Source organism: Saccharopolyspora sp. ASAGF58, assembly GCF_012277335.1.
GTDB classification, from domain to species: domain Bacteria; phylum Actinomycetota; class Actinomycetes; order Mycobacteriales; family Pseudonocardiaceae; genus Saccharopolyspora; species Saccharopolyspora hattusasensis.
Map to the genome: position 1 here is coordinate 965,258 of NZ_CP040605.1, position 24,592 is coordinate 989,849.

General features: G+C 70.7%; 21 protein-coding genes. 6 read left to right on the plus strand and 15 right to left on the minus strand.

All coding sequences use genetic code 11. The features are described 5' to 3' along the window. Positions 1 to 64: 64 nt before the first annotated feature. From FDZ84_RS04265 to FDZ84_RS04300, 8 genes are all read right to left on the minus strand, one after another. A complete protein-coding gene (locus FDZ84_RS04265) occupies positions 65 to 811 on the minus strand; it encodes a cell division protein FtsQ/DivIB (protein ID WP_168584809.1) in 747 nt (248 codons plus the stop codon). Further along, positions 808 to 2,277: a UDP-N-acetylmuramate--L-alanine ligase gene (gene murC / locus FDZ84_RS04270; protein ID WP_168584810.1), complete on the minus strand. Its 1,470-nt coding sequence runs from the start codon at positions 2,275 to 2,277 to the stop codon at positions 808 to 810. Before murC ends, FDZ84_RS04265 begins: the two co-directional genes overlap by 4 nt. Then, positions 2,274 to 3,389, minus strand: a complete 1,116-nt coding sequence (gene murG / locus FDZ84_RS04275) for an undecaprenyldiphospho-muramoylpentapeptide beta-N-acetylglucosaminyltransferase (RefSeq protein ID WP_168589793.1) — start codon at positions 3,387 to 3,389, stop codon at positions 2,274 to 2,276. Before murG ends, murC begins: the two co-directional genes overlap by 4 nt. A 35-nt stretch (positions 3,390 to 3,424) precedes the next feature. Next, on the minus strand, positions 3,425 to 4,840 hold the full coding sequence (gene ftsW, locus FDZ84_RS04280) for a putative lipid II flippase FtsW (RefSeq protein WP_168584811.1): 1,416 nt from the start codon (positions 4,838 to 4,840) through the stop codon (positions 3,425 to 3,427). A gap of 6 nt (positions 4,841 to 4,846) precedes the next feature. Further along, positions 4,847 to 6,280: a UDP-N-acetylmuramoyl-L-alanine--D-glutamate ligase gene (gene murD / locus FDZ84_RS04285; RefSeq protein ID WP_168584812.1), complete on the minus strand. Its 1,434-nt coding sequence runs from the start codon at positions 6,278 to 6,280 to the stop codon at positions 4,847 to 4,849. 361 nt (positions 6,281 to 6,641) lie between these two features. Further along, positions 6,642 to 7,715, minus strand: a complete 1,074-nt coding sequence (gene mraY, locus FDZ84_RS04290) for a phospho-N-acetylmuramoyl-pentapeptide-transferase (RefSeq protein ID WP_168584813.1) — start codon at positions 7,713 to 7,715, stop codon at positions 6,642 to 6,644. Continuing rightward, the gene (gene murF / locus FDZ84_RS04295; RefSeq protein ID WP_168584814.1) at positions 7,712 to 9,181 is read right to left on the minus strand and encodes a UDP-N-acetylmuramoyl-tripeptide--D-alanyl-D-alanine ligase; all 1,470 of its coding nucleotides are present in this window, start codon (positions 9,179 to 9,181) and stop codon (positions 7,712 to 7,714) included. The genes mraY and murF overlap by 4 nt, the downstream gene beginning before the upstream one ends. Beyond that, positions 9,178 to 10,746, minus strand: coding sequence for a UDP-N-acetylmuramoyl-L-alanyl-D-glutamate--2,6-diaminopimelate ligase (locus tag FDZ84_RS04300; protein WP_168584815.1), 1,569 nt, complete (start codon positions 10,744 to 10,746; stop codon positions 9,178 to 9,180). Before FDZ84_RS04300 ends, murF begins: the two co-directional genes overlap by 4 nt. A gap of 91 nt (positions 10,747 to 10,837) precedes the next feature. Here FDZ84_RS04300 and FDZ84_RS04305 point away from each other — a divergent pair, with 91 nt between their 5' ends. After that, positions 10,838 to 11,020 carry a hypothetical protein gene (locus FDZ84_RS04305; RefSeq protein ID WP_168584816.1) on the plus strand — a complete coding sequence of 61 codons (183 nt, stop codon included), beginning with the start codon at positions 10,838 to 10,840 and terminating at the stop codon, positions 11,018 to 11,020. A gap of 220 nt (positions 11,021 to 11,240) precedes the next feature. Here the strand turns inward: FDZ84_RS04305 and FDZ84_RS04310 are convergent, their stop codons facing one another. Then, positions 11,241 to 11,498 (minus strand): hypothetical protein, encoded by a 258-nt coding sequence (locus tag FDZ84_RS04310; RefSeq protein ID WP_168584817.1) that lies wholly within the window; start codon positions 11,496 to 11,498, stop codon positions 11,241 to 11,243. 644 nt (positions 11,499 to 12,142) lie between these two features. Here FDZ84_RS04310 and FDZ84_RS04315 point away from each other — a divergent pair. Beyond that, positions 12,143 to 13,024, plus strand: coding sequence for a helix-turn-helix transcriptional regulator (locus FDZ84_RS04315; protein ID WP_168584818.1), 882 nt, complete (start codon positions 12,143 to 12,145; stop codon positions 13,022 to 13,024). Next, entirely contained in the window at positions 12,981 to 13,169 is a 189-nt protein-coding gene (locus tag FDZ84_RS04320) for a DUF397 domain-containing protein (protein WP_371812773.1), read from the plus strand. Before FDZ84_RS04315 ends, FDZ84_RS04320 begins: the two co-directional genes overlap by 44 nt. A gap of 266 nt (positions 13,170 to 13,435) precedes the next feature. On the opposite strand, the gene FDZ84_RS04325 is transcribed toward FDZ84_RS04320, so the two are convergent. The 4 genes from FDZ84_RS04325 to mraZ form a co-directional block, all read right to left on the minus strand. Beyond that, entirely contained in the window at positions 13,436 to 15,289 is a 1,854-nt protein-coding gene (locus tag FDZ84_RS04325) for a penicillin-binding protein 2 (RefSeq protein ID WP_168584820.1), read from the minus strand. Continuing rightward, positions 15,289 to 16,068 (minus strand): hypothetical protein, encoded by a 780-nt coding sequence (locus tag FDZ84_RS04330; protein WP_168584821.1) that lies wholly within the window; start codon positions 16,066 to 16,068, stop codon positions 15,289 to 15,291. The genes FDZ84_RS04325 and FDZ84_RS04330 overlap by 1 nt, the downstream gene beginning before the upstream one ends. Before the next feature lie 22 nt (positions 16,069 to 16,090). Then, positions 16,091 to 17,110, minus strand: a complete 1,020-nt coding sequence (rsmH, locus tag FDZ84_RS04335; protein ID WP_371812774.1) for a 16S rRNA (cytosine(1402)-N(4))-methyltransferase RsmH — start codon at positions 17,108 to 17,110, stop codon at positions 16,091 to 16,093. Positions 17,111 to 17,328: 218 nt separating this feature from the next. Further along, positions 17,329 to 17,760 (minus strand): division/cell wall cluster transcriptional repressor MraZ, encoded by a 432-nt coding sequence (mraZ, locus tag FDZ84_RS04340; protein ID WP_168584823.1) that lies wholly within the window; start codon positions 17,758 to 17,760, stop codon positions 17,329 to 17,331. A gap of 608 nt (positions 17,761 to 18,368) precedes the next feature. Between mraZ and FDZ84_RS04345 the strand changes: the two genes are divergently transcribed. Genes FDZ84_RS04345 through FDZ84_RS04355 form a run of 3 tightly spaced genes read left to right on the plus strand, consistent with a single transcriptional unit; the run spans position 18,369 to position 22,884 of the window. Continuing rightward, positions 18,369 to 19,382, plus strand: a complete 1,014-nt coding sequence (locus FDZ84_RS04345; RefSeq protein ID WP_168584824.1) for a MoxR family ATPase — start codon at positions 18,369 to 18,371, stop codon at positions 19,380 to 19,382. Positions 19,383 to 19,384: 2 nt separating this feature from the next. Further along, positions 19,385 to 20,638, plus strand: a complete 1,254-nt coding sequence (locus FDZ84_RS04350) for a DUF58 domain-containing protein (RefSeq protein ID WP_168584825.1) — start codon at positions 19,385 to 19,387, stop codon at positions 20,636 to 20,638. Next, on the plus strand, positions 20,635 to 22,884 hold the full coding sequence (locus tag FDZ84_RS04355) for a DUF3488 and transglutaminase-like domain-containing protein (RefSeq protein ID WP_168584826.1): 2,250 nt from the start codon (positions 20,635 to 20,637) through the stop codon (positions 22,882 to 22,884). Before FDZ84_RS04350 ends, FDZ84_RS04355 begins: the two co-directional genes overlap by 4 nt. A gap of 211 nt (positions 22,885 to 23,095) precedes the next feature. Here FDZ84_RS04355 and FDZ84_RS04360 read toward each other — a convergent pair whose 3' ends face one another. Both FDZ84_RS04360 and FDZ84_RS04365 read right to left on the minus strand, forming a co-directional pair. After that, positions 23,096 to 23,512: a DUF3040 domain-containing protein gene (locus FDZ84_RS04360; RefSeq protein WP_168584827.1), complete on the minus strand. Its 417-nt coding sequence runs from the start codon at positions 23,510 to 23,512 to the stop codon at positions 23,096 to 23,098. Positions 23,513 to 23,822: 310 nt separating this feature from the next. After that, the gene (locus FDZ84_RS04365) at positions 23,823 to 24,554 is read right to left on the minus strand and encodes a bifunctional 2-polyprenyl-6-hydroxyphenol methylase/3-demethylubiquinol 3-O-methyltransferase UbiG (protein ID WP_168584828.1); all 732 of its coding nucleotides are present in this window, start codon (positions 24,552 to 24,554) and stop codon (positions 23,823 to 23,825) included. Positions 24,555 to 24,592: the final 38 nt, after the last annotated feature.

The window sequence follows — 24,592 nt, forward strand, 5'->3', positions numbered from 1 at the left end:
CGAATGCAACCATGTCCGGCACGGCTTTCGAAGGGTGTTCAGTCCACTTCGGACTACCGGCTGCTCAGGCCACCGTCGGGAGGGCTGGGGTGGTCACGTCGTAGACCTTGCCCGGCCGGGTGAGCAGGGGTGGGAGGATCGCCGCCTTCCGGGGGGTTTCCTCCAGCGAACCCCAGTCGACCTCGCGGTCGCCCGTCAGCAGCAGGCGGACCTCGTTCGGCCGCGCCGCGATCACCGCCGTGACCTCCGCGCGGACCGGCTGCGAGAGGGCCATCAGGACCGTCATCGCCGCCTTGGTCGCCGCGTCGTCTTGCGACGCCGCCTGCACCTGGAGTTCCGGCAGGTCAGCCGGGCGTTCCGGGACCGCCTCGAACGGCACGCCGCCGGCGTCGACGAGCCGTATCCCGTTGCGGGCCACCATGAACGCCACCGGCACCCGCTCGGTCACCTCGACCTGCACCGTCGACGGCCAGCTCAGCGACACCTGCGCCGCCGCGATCTCCGGCAAGGCCTGCAGGCGGCTGCGGATCTCGTCGACGTCGACCTGCAGCATCGGCGTGCCCGGCTCGATGCCCGCCGCCTGCACCACCTGTTCCTGGCCGAGCGTCGCGTTGCCGGCGACCTGCACCGTCCGGACGCCCAGCAGGGGCGTGAAGTACAGCAGGAGCGCCACCACGGTCACCGCGGCCAGCACGGCCGGGAGCGCCCAGCGGCGCCACTTCGGCGGCGCCGTCGCGCCGCCCCGCACCGGGCGGCCCCGGGTGCTGCGCAGCCCGGGACGCTCCGTTGCGGGGCGGCGCGTGGGGGTCACCCCTGATCCTCCGCGGTGTCGCAGTCGATCTCGCGGAGGATCTCCGGGCCGAGCATGGTCACGTCCCCGGCCCCCATCGTCAGCACCAGGTCACCGGGCCGCGCCAGGCCCGCGACCAGCGGCGCGGCCGCCGTGAATGACGGCTCGTAGTGCACCTTCCCGCTCGGCAGCGGAACTTCGCCGGCGATCAGCTCGCCGGTGACGCCGGGCTGCGGGTCCTCCCGCGCGCCGTAGACGTCCAGCACGACGACCTCGTCGGCCAGGCCCAGCGCCGTCGCGAACTCGCTCGCGAACGCCGCCGTGCGGGAGAACAGGTGCGGCTGGAACACCACGATCAGCCGGCCGTCTCCGACCACCGGCCGGGCCGCCCGCAGCTGCGCCTCCACCTCGGTGGGGTGGTGGGCGTAGTCGTCGTAGACGCGGACGCCGTCGGCGCGGCCCTTGAACTCGAACCGCCGCCGGACCCCGCCGAAGGCGGCGAGCCCCTCGAGCAGGCCGTCGAGGGGCGCGCCGAGCTCCAACCCGGCCAGCAGCGCCGCGACGGCGTTGCCGGCCATGTGCTCCCCCGGCACCGAAACCTGCACGTCGATGGTCTTGCCGCCGAGTTGCGCGGTCGCGACGCCGGAACCGTGCTCGGGCCGGTAGCCGACCAGCCGCGCGTCGGCGTCTCCGGTGACCGATTTCCCGTAGCGCCGCACCCGGACGCCGGACTTCTCCGCCCGGTCCGCCAGCTCGGCAGCGCCCAGGTCGTCGGCGCAGGCGATCAGCACCCCGTCCGGCTCGATCCGCCGCACGAACTCGTCGAACACCGCGACGTACGCCTCGGCGGTGCCGTGGTGGTCCAGGTGGTCCGGCTCGACGTTGGTAACCACCGCCACCGACGGCGCGAACACCAGGAACGAGCCGTCGCTCTCGTCGGCTTCCGCGACGAAGATGCTGCCGTCGCCATGGTGCGCGTTCGCGCCCGATTCGTTGAGGTCGCCGCCGATCGCGAAGGACGGGTCGAACCGGCAGTGCTGCAACGCCACGGTCAGCATCGACGTCGTAGACGTCTTGCCGTGGGTGCCCGCCACGCAGGCCACCCGGTGCCCGGCCATCAGCGCGGCCAGTGCCTCGGCCCGGCGCAGCACGGTGATCCCCCGCCGCTGCGCCTCGACCAGCTCGGCGTTGTCCGGCTTGATCGCCGTGGATACCACGACCGCCGTCGGGTCCGCGTCGAACTGGTCGAGGTTCTCCGCCTGGTGGCCGATGCCGATGTGCGCGCCCTGCGCTCGCAGCGCCAGCACGGTGCGCGAGTCGCGGGCGTCCGAGCCGGACACCTGCTGCCCGCGGGCCAGCAGGATGCGGGCGATGCCGCTCATCCCGGCCCCGCCGATGCCGACCAGGTGCACCCGCGCCAGCACGGCGTCGAAGTCCGCGGTGTCGAAGTCCGCGCTGTCGAAGTTTGTGGGGGACGGTCCGGTCATCGTCCGGCAACCTCCAGCACGATCTGCGCCAATACCTGGTCCGCTTCGCGGTGGCCACTGCCCAGCGTCGCCCGGCTCATCTCCTGCAACCGCTGGGCGTCCAGCGCCAGCGGCAGCGCCTCGTCGATGACCCGCTGCGTGGTCAGATCCGCGTCCGCCACCAGCCGCGCGCCACCGGCGGAGACCACCGGCTGCGCGTTGAGTGCCTGCTCGCCGTTGCCGTGCGGCAGCGGCACGAACACCGCGGGCAGCCCGACGGCCGAGACCTCGGCGACGGTCATCGCGCCGGACCGGCACACCACCAGGTCCGCCGCCGCGTAAGCCAGGTCCATCCGCTCCAGGTACGGCACGGCCGTGTACGCCGGTGCGCCCGGAACCTGTTGCACCGCAATGGTGTTCTTCGGTCCGTGCGCGTGCAGCACGCCGATCCCGGCGCGCCCCAGCGCTTCCGCCGCGCCGGAGAACGCGGTGTTCAGGGTGCGAGCGCCCTGCGAGCCGCCGAACACCAGGATCGTCGGGGCGTGCGGGTGCAGCCCGAAGTGCTGGCGGGCCTGCATCCGCAGCGCCCAGCGGTCCAGCCGGGTGATCGACTCGCGCAGCGGGATGCCGATGGTCTGCGCCCCGGCCAGGCCGCTGTCCGGGGTCGCGGCCAGCACGCGTTCCGCGAACTTCGCGCCGACCTTGTTCGCCAGCCCGGCGCGCGCGTTCGCCTCGTGCACCACGATCGGCACGCGGCCGCGCGCGGCGAGGTAGGCGGGCAGCGAGACGTAGCCGCCGAAGCCGATCACCACGTCCGCGCCGACGCGTTCCAGCACCTCGCGGGTCTGCTTCACCGAATTCCGCACCTTCAGCGGCAGCTTCAGGAGGTCGATGTTGGGCTTGCGCGGCATCGGCACCGGCGGGATGAGCTCCAGCGGATAGCCGCGGGCCGGCACCAGCCGGTTCTCCAGGCCCCGCTCGGTGCCCAGCGCGGTCACCCGGGCGTCCGGCCGCAGTCGGCGCACCGCGTCGGCCAGCGCCAGCGCGGGCTCGATGTGCCCGGCGGTGCCGCCCCCGGCGACGACCACCGACAGCGGCCGCCGGCCCACGGCGGCACCCCGAGGGTCGGCCATCGCGGCCTGGTCGATGCGGACCGTCTGGTCCCCGCTCAACGGTGTCCTCCTCGTGTCTGCGCCCGGGATCCGGGCCCGCTGCGCGTACCACGCGCCCGCGTGCTCCCGCCTCCCCGGCGAGTTGCCGCCGCCCCGGAGCTCTTCGCGCCGGGCCGGCTTCGTGGGGTCGGTCGTGCCGGACGCCGCTTGGCCGGTGGCCGGTACGGCGCCGGGGTCGGCAGCCGCAGCAGCTTGCCGACCCGACCTGGTCCCAAAGACCGTAGCGCGGCGATCGCCTCGGGCTCGTGCCGGGCGAAGTTCGCGAGCAGGCCGAACACCAGCATCGTAGTGACCACCGACGATCCTCCGGAGGAGATCAGCGGCAGCGGCAGCCCGGTGGTGGGCAGCAGGCCCACGACGTAGCCGACGTTGATGATCGCCTGCCCCACCAGCCACACGGTCAACGTCGCCGACACCAGCCGGATGTACGGGTCGGTGTTGCGGAACGCGATGCGCATGCCCACGTACGCGGTGGTGGCGAAGAGCATCAGCACGATCGCGCAGCCGACGAACCCGAGCTCCTCGCCGATCACCGCGAAGATGAAGTCGTTGTGCACGTTGGGCAGGTACTGCCACTTCGACCAGCCCTGCCCCAGCCCGCGGCCGAACAGCCCGCCGTCGGCCAGCGCGAACAACGACTGCCGCGCCTGGTAGCCGGAGCCGGACGGGTCACCTAGCGGATCCAGGAACGAGGTCAACCGCGCCATCCGGTAGTCGGCGACCATGGCCAGCGCCACGCCGCCGGTCACCGCGCCCAGCAGCATCACCACGAACAAGCGCAGCGGCGCGCCCGCGAACCACAGCAGCGCCAGCAGCACGATGAACAGCGTGATCGTCGAGCCCAGGTCTGGCTGCATCATCACCAGCGTGAACATCAGCAGCGCCGCCGGCACCACCGGCACCAGCAGGTGCCGGTACTGCGTCATCAGGCCGCGCTTGGTGACCAGCACGTGCGCGCCCCACAGCGCGAAGGCGATCTTGGCGAACTCCACCGGCTGGAAGGACACCCCGGCGACCACGAACCAGCTCTTCGCCCCGTTGATGTTGGCGCCGAGCGGGGTCAGCACCGCCACCAGCAGCCCCAGGCAGATAGTCAGCAGGATCAGGCTGTACCGGCGCATCAGCCGGACCGGTATCCGCAGCGCGGCGTAGAACACCCCCAGCCCGGCCAGGCAGTACATCACCTGCTTGCTGAACACGCTGTAGGACGAGCCGTCCTTGTTGAACGCGTCAACGCTGGAGGCCGAGAGCACCATCACCAGGCCGAAGATCGTCAGCAGGCCGAAGACCGCCAGCAGCAGGTGGAACGACGCCAGCGGCCGGGTCAACCAGGCGGTCAGCGGCGACAGCACGCCCAAGCCCGCGCGCTTCCGCGCAGCGCGCTTGGGCGCGGGCCTGGTCGCGGTGGTCACTGCGGATCACCCGCCGTGCGTGGCAGCCGTAGCGTCCGCCAGCACCGCGCGCACCGCGTCGGCGAAGGCCCGGCCCCGGTGGGCGTAATCGGTGAACATGTCCATCGACGCGGCGGCCGGGGCGAGCAGCACCACCGAACCGGGCCGCGCGAACCCGTTGGCCACGCGAACAGCTTCCAGCATGCCCGCATCGTCCCCTGCCGCGACCTCGCGGACCGGCACATCCGGGGCGTGTCGGGCCAGAGCGGCGGCGAACCGGTCCCGATCGCGCCCGATCAGCACCACTGCCGCCAGCCGATCGGCGTTGGCCGCGACGAGGTCGTCGACCTCGGCGCCCTTGAGCAGGCCGCCCGCGATCCACACCACTCTCGGGTGCGCGCGCAGCGCCGCGTCCGCCGCGTGCGGGTTCGTCGCCTTCGAATCGTCCACATAGGACACACCGGCGGCCTCGGCCACCGGCACCGACCGGTGCGCCCCCGGCTCGAACGCGCGCAGCCCCTCGGCCACCGCCGCCGGCGCGACGCCGTGGGCCCGCGCCAACGCCGCCGCGGCCAGCGCGTTCGCCACGTTGTGCGGGCCCGCCGGATGCACGTCCGCGAGCGATGCGAGCACCACCCCGTCGCCGAAGGCGCGATCCACCAGCGAGGCGTCCTCGACGCCGAGCTGGCCCTCCCGCGGAACACCCAGCGTGAAGGAGACCCTCCTGGCGTCCGCCGCGGCAGCGGCGGACAGCCGGGTCGACCACGCGTCGTCGGCGTTGGCGACGGCGACGGAGTTGCCGGAGTAGACCTTCGCCTTGGCGTCGCCGTAGGCGGCGGGGGAGCCGTGCCAGTCCAGGTGGTCCGCGGCGAGGTTCAGGACGACGGCGGCGAACGCCGCCACGGAGTCCGACCAGTGGAGCTGGAAGCTGGACAGCTCCACGGCGAGCACCTCGTGCCCGGCGCGGACCGCGTCGACCACCGGAAGCCCGACGTTGCCGCAGGCCACCACGTCGACCCCGGCGGCGCGCAGGATCGATTCCAGCATGCTGACCGTGGTCGTCTTGCCGTTGGTGCCGGTGACCGCCAGCCAGGTAGCCGGCGCTGCTCGCCGGCCCATCGCCACCGTGGCGGGCGTCGCCTTCTCCTGGTCCAGCCGCCAGGCGAGCTCGACCTCCCCGATCACCTCGACCCCGGCCGCGACCGACGCCGCCAGCAGCGGCGAGTCCGGCCGCCAGCCGGGGCTGGTGACGATCAGGTCGGTGCCCGCCGGCGGCTCGCTGAGCCCGGCGACCAGCTCCGCTCCCTGCGCCTGCAGCGACGCCAGCGCGGCCAGCCGGTCGGCGGCGGCGTCGGTGACGGTGACCGCCGCACCCACCGCAAGCAGCGCCTCGGCGGCCGAGCGGCCGGACACCCCGGCACCGGCCACCAGCACGTTCAGCCCCTCGAACCGCCCTGCCACCGAGTCGTCTCCCTAGTCTCCTCGTCCGCGGCGCGTCACCGCCGCGCGGATCGGAAGTCCTGCAACGGCGCCGGCGTCGAATCCGGTTTTGGTCTTCGCCTTTGAAGCGGCGCCAGCCGCTTGGCCCACCGACGGAGACAGCCTCTCAGAGCCTGTTGGTGAATGGTCTGGGTGGGTGGTCGCTTAGCGGAACCTGAGAGCCTCCCCTGACTGCGGGTGCCCCTCCTGATGTATGGCCAATACGCGGCGGAGGGGCCCGTCCTTGCCAGAAAACCTCTCAGAACCCGCGGTCGTCTTGGCAAGGTGAATGCAAGCGGCTACGCCGCTTCCAAAGGCGCGGACGGCATTCGCCGACAGGCTCTCAGGGATTGGCCAGCGCCAGCCAGTCCGCGTAGAACAGGCCCACGCCGAACATGCAGCTGATCCCGGCCAGCACCCAGAACCGGATGATCACCGTGGTTTCAGCCCACCCGGCGAGCTCGAAGTGGTGGTGGAACGGCGCCATCCGGAACAGCCGCCGCCTGGTGGAGCGGAACACCACGATCTGCAGCACCACCGACAGCGCCTCGACCACGAACACACCGCCGATGACGATCATCAGCAGCTCGGTGCGGGTGACCATCGAAAGCCCGGCCAGCAGGCCGCCCAGCGCCAGCGAACCGGTGTCGCCCATGAAGATCTTCGCGGGCGCCGCGTTCCACCACAGGAAGCCGACGCAGGCCGCCATCGCCGCCGCGGCGACCACCGCGATGTCCAGCGGGTCCCGCACCGTGTAGCAGCCCGCCGTCGGGCCGGCCTCCCCGAAGCAGTCGTTGCGCAGCTGCCAGAACGAGATCAGCACATAGGTCGCCAGCACCATCGCCGCGGTGCCGCCCGCCAGGCCGTCCATGCCGTCGGTGAAGTTGACCGCGTTCGACCAGCCGCTGATCGCCACGTAGGCGAAGATCACGAACCCGATCACGCCGAAGGAGATCACCGAGATGTCGCGCAGGAACGACAGTTCCACCGACGCGGGTGTGACGCCGTGCTTGTTGGCGAACTGGATCGCCAGGATCGCGAACAGCACCGAGGCGATCAACTGGCCGACCAGCTTCGCCGTCTTGTTCAACCCGAGGTTGCGCTGCTTGCGGATCTTGATGAAGTCGTCCAGGAACCCGACGATGCCCAGGGCCGTGGTCAGGCCGAGCACCAGCAATCCGGACGCGCTCATCGGGTCGCCGCCCATCAGGTGGCTCACCAGATAGCCGACCCACATGGCCACCAGGATCGCCACGCCACCCATGGTCGGGGTGCCGCGCTTGGCGGCGTGCTGGCTCTGCACCTCTTCCCGGATCTCCTGACCGAAGCCCTGCCTGGAGAACACCCGGATCAGGTACGGGGTGAAGAGGATCGAAACAACGAGCGACACGGCGGCCGCCACCAGGATTGGTTTCACGGCTTGCGCCCCCCTGAATCTCCCTCGGCCAGCAGGGCTTCGGCGACCCGCCACAGCCCGGCGGAGTTCGATGCCTTGGCGAGCACCACGTCACCGGGACGCAGCTCGGCGCGCAGCAGCGCGACGGCCGCATCGATGTCCGGCACCAGAACCGACTCCTCTCCCCACGACCCTTCCAGCGATGCCGCCTGGTGCATCGCCCGGGCCTGTTCGCCGACCACCACCAGCCGGTCGATGTTCAGGCGGACGGCCAGCCGCCCGATCTCGTCGTGCGCTTCTACATCCAACTCGCCGAGTTCGGCCATCGGCCCCAGCACCGCCCACGCCCGGCCCGGGCGCCCGCGGGTCATCGCGGCCAGCGTCTTCAGCGCCGCCCGGACCGATTCCGGGTTGGCGTTGTAGGCGTCGTCGACGACCGTGACGCCGCCCGGTGTCTCGCTGACCTCCATGCGCCGCGCGGACACCCGGCGCACCGAGCCGAGCCGCTCGGCCACCTGCTCGACGGTCGCTCCGAGCTCCAGCGCGATGGCGGCCGCGGTCAGCGCGTTGCCCACGTGGTGCTCGCCGAAAAGCGGCAGCGTCACCCGGGCCTCGCCCTGCGCGGTGACCAGCGTGAACGTCGGTCGCGCCAGGTCGTCGACCTCGATGTCCGCCGCGCGCACCTGCGCGCCGGGGCTTTCCCCGACGAAGACCACGCGGGCCTTCGTCCGGTCGGCCATCGCCGCGACCAGCGGGTCGTCGGCGTTGAGCACCGCCACGCCGTCGGCGGGCAGCGCCTCGACCAGTTCGCCCTTGGCCTGCGCCACCGCCTCCTGCGAGCCGAACTCGCCGAGGTGCGCGTGGCCGACGTTGAGCACCGCGCCGATGCGCGGCGGAGCCACCTCGCACAGGTTCGCGATGTGCCCGACGCCGCGCGCGGACAGCTCCAGCACCAGGTGCCGGGTGCCCTCGTCGGCGCGCAGCACGGTCCACGGGTGGCCGAGCTCGTTGTTGAACGAGCCGGGCGGCGCGACCGTCGGCCCCATCGGTTCCAGCAGCTGCGCGATCAGGTCCTTCGTGGACGTCTTGCCCGACGAGCCGGTCACGCCTACCACGGTGAGCTGCGGCAGCCGGTCGACCACGTGGCGGGCCAGCTTCGCCAGCCCGGCCAGCACCGCGGCGCCGGAGCCGTCCACGTCACCGGCCAGCGCCAGCGCGCCCGCCGCGTCGCCGCTCACCGGCGGCACGATCACTGCCGGGGCGTCGACCTCCCGCGCGGCGAGAACGCCCACCGCACCATTCGCGACGGCCTGCGCCGCGAAGTCATGCCCGTCGACCTGTTCCCCGGGCACGGCCACGAACAGCCCGCCGGGTTCGATCTTGCGCGAGTCGAACTCGACACCCGCGCTTACGATCTCCGAGCTTTCCGCACGATGAAGCCTGCCGACCACCGCTTCCGCGATGTCGGCGAGGCTGAGCCGGATCAACTTGCCTCCTCGTCGCCCTGCCCCCGACGAACATCGGTTTCCTCTGGCTCCCTGGACCTTTGGCCCAAACATAGACGCAGCGCGGCGGCGAGTTCCTCCCGGTCGGAGAAGGGGTGCACCACACCCGCCACCTCCTGCCCCGTCTCGTGGCCCTTGCCCGCGACGACGACGATGTCGCCCGGCTCGGCCCGTTCGACCGCGGCGGCGATGGCCGCACGGCGGTCGCCGATCTCGATCACCTCGCCGCGCTGGTCGGCCGGCACCTCCTGCGCGCCGGCCAGCATGGCCGCCCGGATGCCGGCCGGGTCCTCGCTGCGCGGATTGTCGTCGGTGACGATCAGCAGCTCGGCGCGGCGGGCGGCCGCCTCGCCCATCAACGGCCGCTTCGCGACGTCCCGGTCGCCTCCGCAACCGAGGACGACGATCACCTTGCCGTCGACCTGCGCGCGGGCCGCGTCGAGCACCGCGGCCACCGCTCCGGGCTTGTGCGAGTAGTCCACCACGGCGGTGAATTCCTGCCCGAGCGCGACACGCTCCATGCGGCCCGGCACGTCGACCTCCGCGAGCCCGCGCTCGATCGCCCAGGTGGGCACCCCAGCGGCGTGCAGGACCCCGATCGCGAGCAATGCGTTTGCGACGTTGAACGGCCCGGGCAGCCGCAGCCGGACGTGCAGCTCCAGGTCCCCGGGCCCGTGCGCGGTGAAGGTCTGCTCCCCGGTGGGGTACGCCCGCACGTCGGTGGCGGACCAGGTCGCGTCGCCCGCGGTGGACACCGTGATGGTGTGCGGCTTGACCAGCCGTTCGCCCCACTCGGTGTCGATGCAGACGACCTCGTGCTCGGCGCGGCCGTCGAACAGCAGTGCCTTGGCCTGGAAGTAGTCCTCCAGGCCGCGGTGGAAGTCCAGGTGGTCCTGGGACAGGTTGGTGAACGCGCCGACGGCGAACTTGGTGCCGGAGACCCGGCCCATCGCCAGCGCGTGGCTGGAGACCTCCATCGGCACGTAGGTCACCCGGTGCTCGACCATCACGGCCAGCAGCGCCTGCAGGTCCGGCGCCTCCGGCGTGGTGAACGCGCTGTCCAGCCGGTCGCCGGCGATGCGGGTCTCGACGGTGCCGACGAGCCCGGTGCCGAACCCGGCGGCCTGCAGCGCGGACTCCAGCAGGTAGGTGGTGGTGGTCTTCCCCGAGGTGCCGGTCACGCCGAGCACCTTCAACCGGCTCGACGGGTCGCCGTAGATCAACGCCGAGGCCGCGCCGAGCACGCCCCGCGGATCGTCGTGCACGAGCAGCGACACCCGGCCCTCGCGGACGGCGGGGTGCTCGATGAGCGCGGCCCGGTCGATCCCGGCCTGGTCGGTCAGCACGGCGACGGCGCCGGAATCCAGCGCGTGCTGCGCGAAGTCGGCGCCGTGCACGCGGATGCCCGGCAGTGCGGCGAACAGGTCGCCGGGGCGAACGTGTTGAGCACGCAGGGTCGCCCCGGTCACCGGCGCTGCGGCAGCGCTGTGACCTGGGGCGCGAAGCACATGCGCGCCGATGACATCGGCGAGCTTCTCGATCTCCACCGGCTCGACGTGGGCCGGGCGAGGTGGAGCTGTCGCAACCGAGGAAGGCACGTCGCGACAGGCTACCGGTACCACCTGAGGAAGCATCCCGATGGTCGGCACCTGTTCGGTCGGGCAACACCTGAGCCGTTCAGCGCAGTCGCGGTCGATCCGCGTCGCGGCTGCGGGCGATCAAGAACGCAAAACACGCACCGTGATCACCCACCCGTGCCACAACGTCACCGATGATCACTCAACCCCGATCAAATTCGAAGAGCCCGATGCCGAGGGCTGATTCTTCCCGCCGTGTAGCGCTGGTGGGGGGAGCCCCGGCGATTTCGCGCGAAATCGCCAGACCGCAGGTGCCGGATCAAGTCTCGCCGAGCTGAACCGGGAGCCCCGCAGCCCTCGCCCGACACGCACGACGAAGGCGACCCGGGCAAGGAGGTCCTCGGCCGTGAGGCTGCCGTCCGGTCCTGGGGTGACGGGGGTGCCGTCGGGCCAGTGCTGAGGCGCTATCCCGTCGGACATCCCTTCATCTGCTTCAGCAACGTGTTGCAGTCCTGGCAGGTTTTGGCGTGAATCCAGTCCATTTCGGACGGTTGGGCCAAGGCGAAGGTGATGCCGCAGAACGATTCACCGGCTGCGCCCGCGTCCAGGCGTGTACCGGCAAAGGCGTGGCGTGCCAGGCCGTAGTCGCTGGACTCGTCTGGTACCGGCAGCCAGAAGTAGCGCTGCTGGTTCGGTGTCGTGCTCGGGTGCGGTGTTGCCATGATCTACCTCTCGATGTGTGAGGCGAGGTGGGGTGGCGGGCGGCGCGCGGAGCCCGAGGGGGCGTGCGGCGCTTCGGGGGCACCGCTCGGTCTCGACACGGCGCCGCCCGCCTCATGTGCCCGGCCCGTCCCGCCGGGACGCCACGAGACGGACCGGGCAGGTCTCAGCGCCGGACGAACGCGAGAGCGGTCCGTTCGGCGTCGATCGCCTCCGCGTGGTCACGCAAGTTGTCGGCCAACCTGCGGGCGGCTTCCGACGTCATAAAAGTCACCTCGGCGGATGGAGCCGCCAGCATCACCCGGCCGTCGCTGATCCACGTCGAGACACTCTCTGGACACTGAATACGCCGGGACTGTGGGCGCGGGCATACCGGATTCCCTCGTGACCGGAAAAGCTTCGGCGATAGCCAGATGACGCGGGTAACGGAGTGCTCGCACTACGTCCGTGGCCGGAGGCCCCTCCACATTCCGGCATTCCGGCACTGGCAAGATGCCCTCACCCCGCATGATTCCTCCAAAGAGTGTTGACCCAACAAGTACGCTAGGTTTGCAACGGTTGACCTGCGTTGGCTTGAGAGTGGGTGAGGTAACCACAACCTCGCAATTGCCCTAATCGGGCGATCAACATCCGATCACACGTAAGGATGGATCGCGTGGCTACAGCCAACGGACCGCGCGCCAGAGCGCTAGCCGCTGCTTTGCGTCAAGCTCGCCAGGAACGAAACATGAGTATTCGCGAACTTGGCCGCAAGTTGTCCTTCGACCAATCAAACCTGTCCAAGATCGAAAATTGCAAAAAAGTTCCCAGCGTAGAGCTTACGGCCCGAATTTTGGGCGCTCTAGGAGCTACGCCGGATGAGTGCGAGAGGATTCTCGCGCTTGCTCGGAGGGCGAGTGAGCCCAACTGGCTCGCCGTCGGCATACCCGGCCTGCCCGAACAACTGGCAGGCGCGATGGAAAGCGAGCGCGAGGCAAAGTCGATAGTTGTATGGTCACCCATGACCCTGCCTGGACTGCTCCAGATTACCGATTTCGTCCGTGCTCTAGCGGTAGCCAATGAATTGCCCAAGCACGAGATCGAACGCCGGGTCACAGTTCGGATCGCCCGGCGCGAAGTGCTCACCGGTAGAGACCCCGTAAGACTGGAAGCGCTGGTTAGCGAAGCAGCGTTGCGGGAGCCTATGGCTTCACCCGATGTAATGACCGAGCAACTCCGTCACCTACTTACAATGGCCGATCAGCCTAACATTACGATTCGAGTCATTCCTCTTGGTGTCGGTTGGCACCCCGGCTCCGCTGGCCCATTTGTTCTTTACGAGTTCGCGGATGCGCCGCCGTTCGTGCACTTTGAACATTATAGCTCTGGCGCATTCGTCACCGACTCCGATGACATTGAGGCGTATCGGACGGCCATTAGGATGATCAGTCGACACGCCCTGAGCCCTGCCGATTCGAAACGATTTATCGCGCAAGTTATTGCAGATGATTGGAGTTCAAGTGATCAAACAACGCTGGCGCAAAAGTAGCCACAGCAACCCTAACGGAGACTGTGTCGAATTAACCTCGACTCTTGACCGAATCCGGGACTCGAAAGACCCGAACGGCCCCACGCTTAAGGTCGATGTTCCTGCGTTCGTTCGCGCCGTGAAGAACGGTCGTTTTGACCACTGAATGATGATGCCCCGGTACGTGGTACCGGGGCCTCATTGCCTCCCAGGCGTCAGTGGCCGAGCCACCCGGCTGCATGGCAGTTTCCTGAAGGTTCTTCGCAGTCATCAAACAGGAAGAACGACCCGCTCACAGCCGCATGTCGCTGACCGCCCGCCATCCGCCGCTCATGGTTCCGCAATTTCAATGGAAATCGAAGGTCCAATTTCCATTGAAATTGTGGTCAACAAGGCCGGATGACCGCCCGCCAGCCGCCCGCCAGCCGCTCGTCAGCCGGCCTGGAGGAGTTGGAACGGGGCCTGCTCCTTGGACAGCGGGATCTGGTAGCGCTGGGTGAGGAACGCGCCGATGTTGTGGAACAGCGGCGCCGCCGAAGACCCCTCGGGGCTGCCGTACGCGGGCTGGTCCAGCATCAGCCCCACCACGAAGCGCGGGTTGTCCGCGGGCACTATCCCGGCGAAGGTGATCCAGTATTTCGACTGGCTGTAGCAGCGGCAGTCCGGGTCGATCTGCTGCGCCGTTCCCGTCTTGCCGGAGATCTGGTAGCCCGGCAGCGCCGCATCCGGACCGGTGCCGCGGTTGGGCTGCGGAGCCTTCTGCACGACCGCGCGCAGCATGTCCTTCACGGTGTGCGCCGTCTCCGGGCTGACCACCTGCACCCCCTCCGGGCGCGGACGCTCCACGCGCGTGCCGTCCGGCCGGACCTCCGCGGCGATGATGCGCGGTGGAACCCGCACCCCGTCGTTGGCGATCGCCTGGTACATGCCCGCCATCTGCAGCACCGTCATCGAAAGGCCTTGGCCGATCGGCAGGTTCGCGAACGTCGACCCGGACCAGGACTCGCGTGGCGGCAGGCTGCCCGCACTCTCCCCCGGCAGCCCGCTGCCGGTCCGCTGGCCCAACCCGAACTTCCGGGCCAGGTCGTAGAACCGCTGCTCGCCGAGCTGTTGCGCGACCATCAGGGTGCCGACGTTGGAGGACTTGCCCAGCACGCCGGTGAAGGTCATCGGGACCGGGCCGTGGTCCCAGGCGTCCCCGACGGTCCGGTCGGCGACCTTGATGGAGCCCGGGACCTGCAGCACGGTGTCCGGTTTGACGATGCCGTTCTCGATCGCCCCGGCCGCGGTGATCACCTTGTTCACCGAGCCCGGCTCGTAGGGCGTGGTCACTGCCGGGTTGGCGCCGGGGTTCTCCCCCCACGAACCCGCGCGTGGATCGAAGGTTTTGTCGTTGGCCAGCGCGTAGATCTCGCCGGTCTTGGCGTCCAGCACCACCGCGCTCGCGCTCCGGGCCCTGGCCTGGCGGGCGTAGTCGGCGAGTTCGCGCTGCAGCGTGAACTGCAGGTCCGAGTCGATCGTCAACTCCACGTCGGAGCCCGGGATCGCCGCTTTCAACTCCCGCTCGGTGCCGGGGATGACGAGGTTCGACCCCATCGCGGTGTCGGCGACCTTCGCCCCGTCGGTGCCGGCCAGCAGCGGATCCAACGAGGCCTCCAGGCCCATCTGACCCTTCAGCTTCTGCTCGTCCGGCCGCCAGTTCGCCGCACCGATGATGTTCGAGCCCAGGTCCCCGGCCGGGTACTCGCGGGTCCCTCGGTAATCGGCCCCGATGTGCGGGTATTTCTCGGTGATCAGCCGCGCCTGGCTCGGATCGATCGGCGGGCCGAAGTAGGTGAACTGAACGTCTTTAAAGAGCGCGTTGAGCACTTCCTGCTCGGAGATCTTCCCCTGAGTGACCTGCGGGATGTAGCGGGCGACCTCCTTCTTGTACTGCTCCGCCGTGGGTTTCGAGGGATCCTTGGCGTGCTCGTCGTCGAAGGTCTTGGTCAGCAGCCTCGGGTTGGCGAAGAGCTGCCGCGCTTCACCGCTGAACGCCAGCACGTTCCCGCTGCGGTCCACGAAGGACCCGCGCTCGGCCTGGATGACCTGGCTGGCCGCCCGCTGCCGCTGCGCCTTCTCGGACAGCGCACTGGCCTCGAACCCCTGCACCTGGATCAGCTTGCCCGCGGTCAGCACGAGCGCGATCACCAGCAGCAACCGGCCGACGAGCAGCCGCCGGTTGCTACCGGCTACATTGGTCCGCGCGGTGCGCCTCCTGATGCCGCTGGTCGCCCCACGGGCCATCAGCGGCCCGCCAATGCGGCCGCGTCCGGCTGCTGGCCCGTCGGCGGCTGCTGCGGGGCCTGGTTCTCCGCCGGAGGCTGCCCTGCCGGGGGTTGCTGACCCTGCGCGGGCGGGGCGGCCGGCTGGTCCGCCGAAGGTTGCGCAGCGGTGACCTTCCTGGGCTCGCCGACGACGATCACCGAGCCGTCCGGCTGCTGGACGAGGCGCGCCGGAGACGGTGCCGGCCGCAAGCCGGCTTCCTCGGCGCGACGCTGGATTTCCGGCGTCGAGCTCATCGAGCTGACCTCACGCAGCAACCGCTCCTTGCTCTCGCCCAGCGCGTTGAGGCTTTCCTCGCCCTGCTGCAGCTGGTAGCTGCCGCTGACCGCCGCGATGGACAGCCACAACGTCGCCGCCAAGCCGGTGGCCAGCACCGACATCACGACGACCACCAGCGGCAACCGCTGGAGCGAAACCCGCTCGTGCAGCTGCTTCGCCTTCGGCTTCGGCTTCGCCGCCGGACGCCGTTCCTCCACGCCTTGCCGCACCTGGCGCGGCCGCCTGGCGGCGGGCTCCCGCGCCGACCGCTCCCGCCGCTCCTCGCGGCGCGCGTACGCGCGCTCAGCCGCAGCCGACCGCGTCCGTGGCTTCTCGGTCTTCTGCCCGGACTTCTGGGTCGTCTTCTGGACAGACTTCTGCCCGGTTTTCTGCGCAGACTTCTGGCTGCTCTTCTGCGCAGACTTCTGGGTGGCCTGACCCGTCCGCGAAGCGGCTTTGCCGACGCGTGTAGGTGCAGTCATCTCGCCTCCCTCGCCTTGCAGCTCATGCGTTCCCCCGACCGATCCGCTCCGCGGCCCGCAGCCGCACCGACGCGGCCCGGGGGTTGGCCTCGATCTCCTGCTCACCGGCGAGCTCGGCGCCCCTGGTGAGCAATCGGAATTCCGGTCCGTGTCCCGGCAGTTCCACCGGCAGGTCGACCGGGGTCCGCGACTTCGCCCGCTCGGTGAAGGCCCGCTTGACCATCCGGTCCTCCAGCGAGTGGTAGGACATCACGACGATCCGACCGCCGGCGGCCAGCGAATCCAGTGCCGCCGGAAGCGCGCGGTCCAGCACGTCGAGCTCTGCGTTGACCTCGATGCGCAGCGCCTGGAACGTGCGCTTGGCCGGGTGTCCGCCGGTGCGCCGGCTCGCCGCCGGCACCGTGTCGTAGAGCAGCTGGACCAGCCGGGCGCTGTTGGCGAAGGGCTCCTTCTGGCGTTCCCGGACGATCGCGGCGGCGATCTTGCCCGCGAACTTCTCCTCGCCATAGGTGCGCAACACCCGCGCCAGCTCGTCCGCGCTGTAGGTGTTGAGCACGTCCGCGGCGGTGCGCGGCGCCCCCGGGTCCATCCGCATGTCCAGCGGCGCGTCGTGCGCGTAGGCGAAGCCGCGGCCGGTCTCGTCCAGCTGCAGCGAGGACACCCCGAGGTCGAACAGCGCGCCGTCCACTTCGGACATACCCAGGTCGTCGAGCACCTCCGCCCACTGGTCATACACCGCGTGCACCAGGTGAATCCGGGAGCCGTACGGCGCCAGGCGCTCACCGGCCAGCCGCAGCGCGTCTGGGTCCCGGTCCAGGCCGACCAGGGTCAGGCCTGAGTGCGCGGCGAGCATCGCCTCCGAGTGCCCGCCCATGCCGAGCGTGGCGTCGACGACCACCGCGCCCTCGCGGGACAACGCCGGCGCGAGCAGCTCCAGCGTGCGGTCGAGCAGTACTGGCACATGCTTGTCGCGGGCGGATCCGCCCCGATCATGCCGCTGTTCGGCCACGGCGGTCCCTCCCTCCCGCGTGCCCGTTCTCATTGAACATCGCGATCGAATACCTCGATCGCCACGCGCGGAACCACGCGTGGCGATCATCGGTAAGCCCCTCGTAGTCCGGATCCCGTCAGGTCCCCGCCCGCCCGTCGCGTCCTGGTGCCGGGGAAGATGCACCAGGCATGCGATAGCCGAGCGGACCGAGGCCTCACGAAACCCGGATCACTTGCCGTCAACTCCCGTCCCGCCGGTCGGCGGAACGCTCAGAACACGCCGGGCAGCACCTCCTCCTGCGCCTTCGCATAGCTCTCCTCGTGTTCGTCGAGGTAGCTCTGCCACCTCTCCGCGTGCCAGATCTCCAGGCGGTTGATCGCGCCGATGACCACGCACTCCTTGGCCAGCCCCGCGTAGCGCCGCAGCTCCGCCGCGATCGAGATCCGACCCTGCCCGTCGGGCTGCTGCTCGTCGGTGCCGGCGAACAGGTACCGCTGGTAGGCGCGGACCGCCTCGTTGGTGAACGGTGCCTCGGCGACCTTGCGCGCCATCTGCTCGAACTCGTCGCGCGGGAAGACGTAGAGGCAGTGGTCCTGTCCCTTGGTGACCATCAACCCCCCCGCCAATGCTTCCCGGAACTTCGCCGGCAGCGTCAGACGCCCCTTGTCGTCGAGCTTCGGGTGGTGGGTACCGAGAAACATTCCGGTCCACCTCCCCCGCCCAGGCCGCCTGCGTGACGGCCCCGGACCCGCCCCGTGGCGTCCAATCCCTGAACGACGACCGGGCCGGTACTTCCGCTGGACGCGATCATCTGTGGCCATTGGAAGTGGTAGGACCCCCGTTTGCCCCACCTTCCCCCACAGTACCCCACTTCACTCCACCGTCAACACGAGTTGCCCCGGTTCCCCCGGCAGTATTGGCACCGTTTGCGCTGGTAGCACAGCGTGGCGGCGAGGTGGGGGAACGGCTGGCCCAGCCTTGATCAACCCGTCGGGGTGCGCGGTTATGCTCGTGACCCGCCCGACCCGGCGCCCGGCGGCCCGTCGCGGTGGGGCGAAGTGGGGAGGCCGTCCGCCGCGTTCGGCCGAGGTTCGATGCGGGTGTCCCACCGGGCATCGCCGGGTTTGGCACACTGCACGTGCACGCCGGACTCGATCAGGCGATCGCTGCCGCTTCGCCGGAGGACGCCGGCGCGGACCACCAGAGCCACCCACCGGCCGCAGACTTTGGAGGTTTGCATGCGCGACCGCTCCGGCGAGCCGACGCCGCCGCACCGGGTGATCGCGCGCCGCAACGCTCAGGAGGTGGCGTGACGCCGAAAACCCAGCTGTCCGACGCCGCGGCCGGCGCCGCGACGCCGAGCATCGACCAACTGCACAGCACCATCCAGCGCATCGCCGCCAACATCGAGCAGGTGCTGGTCGGCAAGCCCGAGGTGGTGCGGGTCGCGCTGGTCACCATGCTCGCCGAGGGCCACCTGCTGGTCGAGGACGTGCCGGGCGTCGGCAAGACCTCGCTGGCCAAGGCGCTGGCCCGGTCCATCGACTGCACGGTCAGCCGGATCCAGTTCACCCCGGACCTGCTGCCCAGCGATATCACCGGCGTGTCCATCTACAACCGGCAGACCGAGTCCTTCGAATTCCGGCCCGGCCCGGTGTTCGCCAACATCGTCGTCGGCGACGAGATCAACCGGGCCTCGCCGAAGACCCAGTCGGCGCTGCTGGAGTGCATGGAGGAGAACCAGGTCACCGTCGACGGCGAGACCTACCCGCTCAGCGCCCCGTTCATGGTTATCGCCACCCAGAACCCCATCGAGATGGAGGGCACCTACGCGCTGCCCGAGGCGCAGCGGGACCGCTTCACCACCCGCGTGTCCATCGGCTATCCGGACGCCAAGGCGGAGCTGGCGATGGTGGACGAGCACGCCGGGCACGATCCGCTGCGCGACCTGCGCCCCGTCGCCGACGGCGGCGAGGTGCAGGCCCTATTGCGGGCCGTGCGCCGGGTGCACCTGTCCACCGAAATCCGGCGCTACGTGATCGGCCTCGTCACCGCGACGCGCCAGCTGCCCGAGCTGCGGCTGGGCGCTTCGCCCCGGTCGACCCTGCAATTGGTCCGCGCCGCCCGGGCGCAGGCCGCGCTGGCCGGACGCGAATTCGTCGTCCCGGACGACGTCCAGGCCATCGCCGTCCCGGTGCTGGCCCACCGGCTGGTGCTGACCAGCGAGGCGCGCGCCGCGCGCCGCTCGGCCTCGGACCTGGTATGGCAGCTGCTCAACCGGATCCCGGTGCCGCGCGGCGACAGCGACAGCGAACGCAGGTAGTCGTGCTCTCCGGGCTGACCATCCGCGGGCGCTGCCTGTTGGCAGCGGGCGCGGCCGCCGGCATCTGCGCTCTCGTGCTGGACGAACGGGATCTGCTGCGCGTGTCGGCGTTCGTGATCGCGCTGCCGCTGCTGGCGCTGCTGCTGTCCAGCCGCATCCGGTTCGGCATCGCCGCCCGCCGGCAAGTGGTGCCGCCGCGGATCCCGGTCGGCTCCGAGGCCACCGTTCAGCTGCACGTCACCGGCAGCGGACGGCTCCCGGTCGACGGTTTGGTGCTGGAGGACAACACCCCGCACGCGCTCGGCGGGCGGCCGCGGTTCCGGCTGGACGCGGTGCCCCGGCACGGCGGCACGCTCCTGGAGTACGCGGTGACGCCGACGCTGCGCGGCATCCACCACATCGGGCCGCTGCGCACCCGGATCGGCGATCCGTTCGGGCTTTCCGAGTTCGAGCGGGAACTCGCCGACCGCAGCCGCCTGGTGGCCGTGCCGAAGGTCTTCCCGCTCACCGGACTGCCCGCCGGTTCCGGGCTGGGCACCGGCGAGGACGGCACTACGCGCCTGCGTTCCGGGCACGGCGAGGACGACGCGATGGTGCGGCAGTACCGGCATGGCGACGACATCCGGCGCGTGCACTGGAAGTCCACTGCGCGCCGCGACGAGCTGATGGTGCGCGTCGAGGAACGCCCCTGGCACGGCGGCGTCACGGTGCTGCTGGACCGGCGGTCGGCCGCGCACCGGGGCAGCGGCGCGGGCAGCAGCGTCGAGTGGGCGATCTCCGCGGTCGCCAGCATCTGCCTGCACCTGCACCGCAGCGGCCAGCAGGTCCGGCTGGTCACCGAGGACGGGCACGTGCTGGCGGGCGGCGCCGGGCCGTCCGACGGCGGGCACGACGACGATGCGGTGCTCGACTCGCTGGCCGCGGTGCGCAGCTCGCCGCAGCGCGACCTGGTGGCCACCCGCGATCCGGGCGGCGGCCACGAGCTCATCGCGGTCCTCGGCGAAACGACCACCGCGGCGGTCACCGAGCTGACCAAGCTCCGTCCACAAGAGACTCGGAGCCTCGCGCTGCTGCTCGACGTCGGGGCCTGGAACGGGGACAACGGCGGCGGTTTCGACCCGCGGCAGACCGCCCGGCGGCTGCGCGCGGCCGGCTGGACCGTGGTCATCGTGGGCGGCCCCCGGACCTCGATCGTCGAGGTCTGGCAGCTGCTCTGCCGGGAGACCACGGCACCCGAATCGGAGGTCGTGACGTGACCGCGAACCGGACGACCGCCGCCATCGACACGTCGTTGGTGGCGACCGCGGCCGGTGCGCTGTCCGTGCTGTGCGCGTCGACGGCGTTCGCGGGCGTGCTGGCCGACGGCCGGTGGGTCTTCCCGGCGATGGTCACCGTGGTGGCCGTCGCCGCGATCGGGACGTTGGGCCGACGGTTCCGCAGGCCGGTCGCGGCCACCGTGATCATCCAGCTGGCCGGCCTGCTGCTGGTCCTGACCGCGCAGTTCGCCGAGCGCGCGATCCTCGGGTTGCTGCCGGGCCCGGCGGCGATCGCGGATCTCGGCAAGCTGCTCGGCGACGCCTCCGAACTGGTGCGCACCGGAGTTCCGCCGGTGCCCGCCGAACCGGCCTTGCAGGCCATGGTGTGCCTCGGCCTGGGCCTGGTCGCGCTGGTCGTCGACCTCATCGTGGTGACCTACCGCAGCCCGGCGGTGGCCGGGCTGCTGCTGCTGTGCGTCTTCGCCATCCCCGCGTCGCTGGCCGACGACATGCTGCCGTGGTGGTCCTTCGTCGCCGGTGCGCTGGGCTACGCCATGCTGCTGGCCTCGGGCGGACAGCATCGCAGGTGGCGCCGGCACGAAGACCGCAGCCAGGTCGCGCAGACCCTGTTCGGCCGCACCACGGGCGCGATCGCCGGCACCGCCGGGGTGATCGCGCTGCTCACCGGCATGGTGTTCACCGGGGTCGGCACCGAGGGCCGGCTGCCCGGAGCGGTGCCGGAGGAGTTCGGCGGCACCGACGGAATCGGGCTGCAACCGTTCACGTCGCTGCGTGGCCAGCTCAACCGGGACCGCGTCGTCGAGCTTTTCCGGGTTCGCGGCCTGCGGGAGGGCACCTACCTGCGGGCGATGACGCTGCGGAAGTTCGACCCGGAACGCGGCTGGGAGCTGGAGGGCCTCACCCAGGGCGTCGACGCCAACGCCAAGCTCGCGCTGCCGGAGGGCACCGGCATCATGCTCGGCGACAGCGAGCGGGTCGAGATCCAGCCAATCGGCTATCGGGACCCGTGGCTGCCGGTGTTCGGCATCCCGCTGTTCGTCTCCGGGATGGGCACCAACTGGCGTTACGACCCGGCCGCCGGGATCGTGTTCACCCAGACCAGCCAGGAAAGCCGCCCCTACGTCGAGCAGTTCCTCGTCCAGCGGCCGACCCCGGACCAGCTGCGCGAAGCCCAGGGCCCGATGCCGATCGCCTCGTCCTACCTGGACACCGCGGGAATCCCGCCCCAGGTGGCCGACCTGGCCAGGCGGTTGACCGTTAACGCGCCCACCGCTTTCGACAAGGCCGTCGCGCTCAACCGGTACTTCACCGATCCGTCGAACGGTTTCCGCTACGACCTGAAGACCGCCCCGGCGACCGGCAACGACGCCCTGTCGGACTTCCTGTTCCGCGGCAAGCGCGGGTTCTGCGAGCAGTACGCCTCGTCGATGGCGGTCCTGCTGCGCGCCGTGGGCATCCCGTCCCGGGTGGCGATCGGCTTCACCCCCGGGTACCGCGACGGCGACGAGCGGGTGGTCACCACCGAGGACGCGCACGCCTGGGTCGAGGCGTACTTCCCGGGCTGGGGCTGGCAGACCTTTGACCCGACGCCGCTGAGTGACGGCCGCACCGCGCTGCCGGAGTTCCTCAACAGCGAGCTGAACCCGTCGCAGCCGCAAGCACAGGCGCCGGGTCAGCCGGTGCCGGGCACGCCGCCCACCGCCGGTTCGCAGCCCGGGTCGGCGCACCCGGACGGCGCCGATGTCGGCGCGGCGCGCACGCCGCGCGAAACGGCGGGCACGAACCCGTGGCCGATCACGATCGGCGTCCTCGTGTTCGGCTTGGCGCTGCTGGTGACGCCCGCTCTGGTGCGCGAGGTGCGCAGGCGGCGGCGACTACGCGCGGTCGCCGAAGGCGCGGAAGGTGCTGCGGGGATCGCGTGGCGAGAGGTGCTGGACGAGTTCCAGGACCGGGGGACCCGACCGGCGGCCACCGACACCGCGCGACGCGTCGCGACGGGCTTCATCGACGATCATGGCCTCGACGAATCCGGTGCCAAGGCGATGCGGGCTCTGGTGGTGGCGGTGGAGCGGGAGTGGTACGCGCCAGCGGGGCAGGAGCCGGCGGCGACGCTCCCCGAGACGCTGCACGGTGTGCTGGACAGCTTGGGCCGCGCAGCGCCACTGGACTGGCGCTCGCGCCTGTTCCCGCGCTCGGTGCTGCAACTCCGCCACGCCAACCGGTGATGCCAAGGCATTCCGCGATGCTTTTAGGCGCTTGCAGGCTGCTCTGAAGGCGGTTTTGAGCTGCCTGTTTGAAGCACCGAAGGCGGCGTCCGACGTTGCGCTACCCGCCACCGCCACCCGAAACGAGCCTGGGGACAGAAGCCTGCGCACAGCGATGATCGCCGCCGGTCTGCCCGTTGGCAGCCGACGGCGATCATCAGGTCATCAGCCGCTATTGATCGAAGCGCTTGCGGAAGCGCTCCTCCATTCGCTGGGCGAAGGAACTGCGTCCAGCACTGCGGTTCGCGCCCCTCTTCGGCCGGTCACCACCGCCGTGTGCCAGCCCCGATTCGATGTCGTCCCCGCCACCGCGCAACGCGGACAGGACGATCACTGCTCCGCCGAACATCACGAGGAAGCCGACCACGCTCAACACGGGGATGTCGGCCGGCCTGAGGGCCGGGATCACCGCGCCGATTACCAGCAGGGCCAACCCCAGGACGAAGACGGCTATGCCCTGCAGCCGCCGACGTCTGGATGGGCGATGCAGTCGTCCTCCGCGCACGGTGGAGGCGAACTTGGGGTCCTCGGCATAGAGCGCGCGCTCGATTTGTTCGAGCTGTCGCTGCTCGTGCTCGGAGAGTGGCATGACTCCTCCTCCGGCACAGGTTTCTCAGTGGCGCCGGAGACCCGGTGGGCTGGTTGCCCACGCAGGTTGGGGACCGGCGAACGCTTGGGGGCGTCACCCACGAGGATACGGTTCCCGAGACGGGACGACTACCCGGTCCCAGCACCGGAACTGTGCGAGGTTGCCGACATCATCCCCTCGGGGCAGTGACCGATCAGCGTTCCGCCCCGCCGCAGGCATCCACCCAGCGGAAAGGGCGTCGCCGAAGGCCCGCCTCGACGTTTTTCGCTCCCTCGCCTTCGAAGCGGCGCAGCCGGCTTGGAAGCAGTCGTCAGGCGGGCCTGCGGGCGATTGCGTGCAGTCGGGTTGCGATGTCGCGCAGCGGGGAGCGCAGCGCCGCCACTCGCTCCAGTTCGGCCATCGCGTCGGCCGCCCTGGGGTTGTTGTCCAGCACCGATCCGGGCACCAGGTCGGCGAGCACCGCCTGCCCCTGCACCAACTCCACCGAGAGCCCGGCTCCTGCCAGGAGTTGCTGCAGGCCGTCGGTGTCGAACCGCCGCTGCAAGGTGTCCGAGGCCGCGTCGAGCCGGCCGTCCGCGTCCTGGATCAGTTGCAGCGCCTCGGCGACCCGCCCGGCAAGCGCCCATCCGAGGACCGCCGCGTACCGGTTGGCGACCAGCACCGACACGGCGCCGCCCGGTGCGGTGGCCGCCGCCAGCGCCGCAACCGCGGCCTCGACGTCGTCGACGACCTCCAGGAGGCCGTGCGCGAGCACGAGATCGGCGCCGCCTTCCGGGCTGAACGCCGCCAGCGCGTCGGTGTCGCCCTGCAATGGGGTGATCTGGTCGGCCACCCCGGCGTCGACGGCCCGGCGCTGGAGCATCGCCAGCGCGTTCGGGCTCGGATCGACCACCGTCACAGAGCATCCCGCCGATGCCAGCGGCACGGCCCACACGCCGCTGCCGCCACCGACGTCGAGTACCCGCGGCGGGCGCCCGCCGCGACGACGCCGAGCGTCGTCGAGTTCGGTTTCCAGCACCTGGTGGACGGCGTCGGATCTCATGGTGAGCAGCGTAATGCGGGGTCGCGGGCGGGTTTCAC

Excerpts from the sequence above, each read along its gene's own strand:
- murC (WP_168584810.1), bottom strand. The coding sequence starts at position 2,277 with ATGACCGGACCGTCCCCCACAAACTTCGACAGCGCGGACTTCGACACC.
- murG (WP_168589793.1), bottom strand. The coding sequence starts at position 3,389 with ATGGCCGACCCTCGGGGTGCCGCCGTGGGCCGGCGGCCGCTGTCGGTG.
- FDZ84_RS04305 (WP_168584816.1), top strand. The coding sequence starts at position 10,838 with ATGGTCGGCACCTGTTCGGTCGGGCAACACCTGAGCCGTTCAGCGCAG.
- FDZ84_RS04310 (WP_168584817.1), bottom strand. The coding sequence starts at position 11,498 with ATGGCAACACCGCACCCGAGCACGACACCGAACCAGCAGCGCTACTTC.
- FDZ84_RS04315 (WP_168584818.1), top strand. The coding sequence starts at position 12,143 with ATGGATCGCGTGGCTACAGCCAACGGACCGCGCGCCAGAGCGCTAGCC.
- FDZ84_RS04320 (WP_371812773.1), top strand. The coding sequence starts at position 12,981 with ATGATTGGAGTTCAAGTGATCAAACAACGCTGGCGCAAAAGTAGCCAC.
- FDZ84_RS04325 (WP_168584820.1), bottom strand. The coding sequence starts at position 15,289 with ATGGCCCGTGGGGCGACCAGCGGCATCAGGAGGCGCACCGCGCGGACC.
- FDZ84_RS04330 (WP_168584821.1), bottom strand. The coding sequence starts at position 16,068 with ATGACTGCACCTACACGCGTCGGCAAAGCCGCTTCGCGGACGGGTCAG.
- rsmH (WP_371812774.1), bottom strand. The coding sequence starts at position 17,110 with ATGAGAACGGGCACGCGGGAGGGAGGGACCGCCGTGGCCGAACAGCGG.
- mraZ (WP_168584823.1), bottom strand. The coding sequence starts at position 17,760 with ATGTTTCTCGGTACCCACCACCCGAAGCTCGACGACAAGGGGCGTCTG.
- FDZ84_RS04360 (WP_168584827.1), bottom strand. The coding sequence starts at position 23,512 with ATGCCACTCTCCGAGCACGAGCAGCGACAGCTCGAACAAATCGAGCGC.
- FDZ84_RS04365 (WP_168584828.1), bottom strand. The coding sequence starts at position 24,554 with ATGAGATCCGACGCCGTCCACCAGGTGCTGGAAACCGAACTCGACGAC.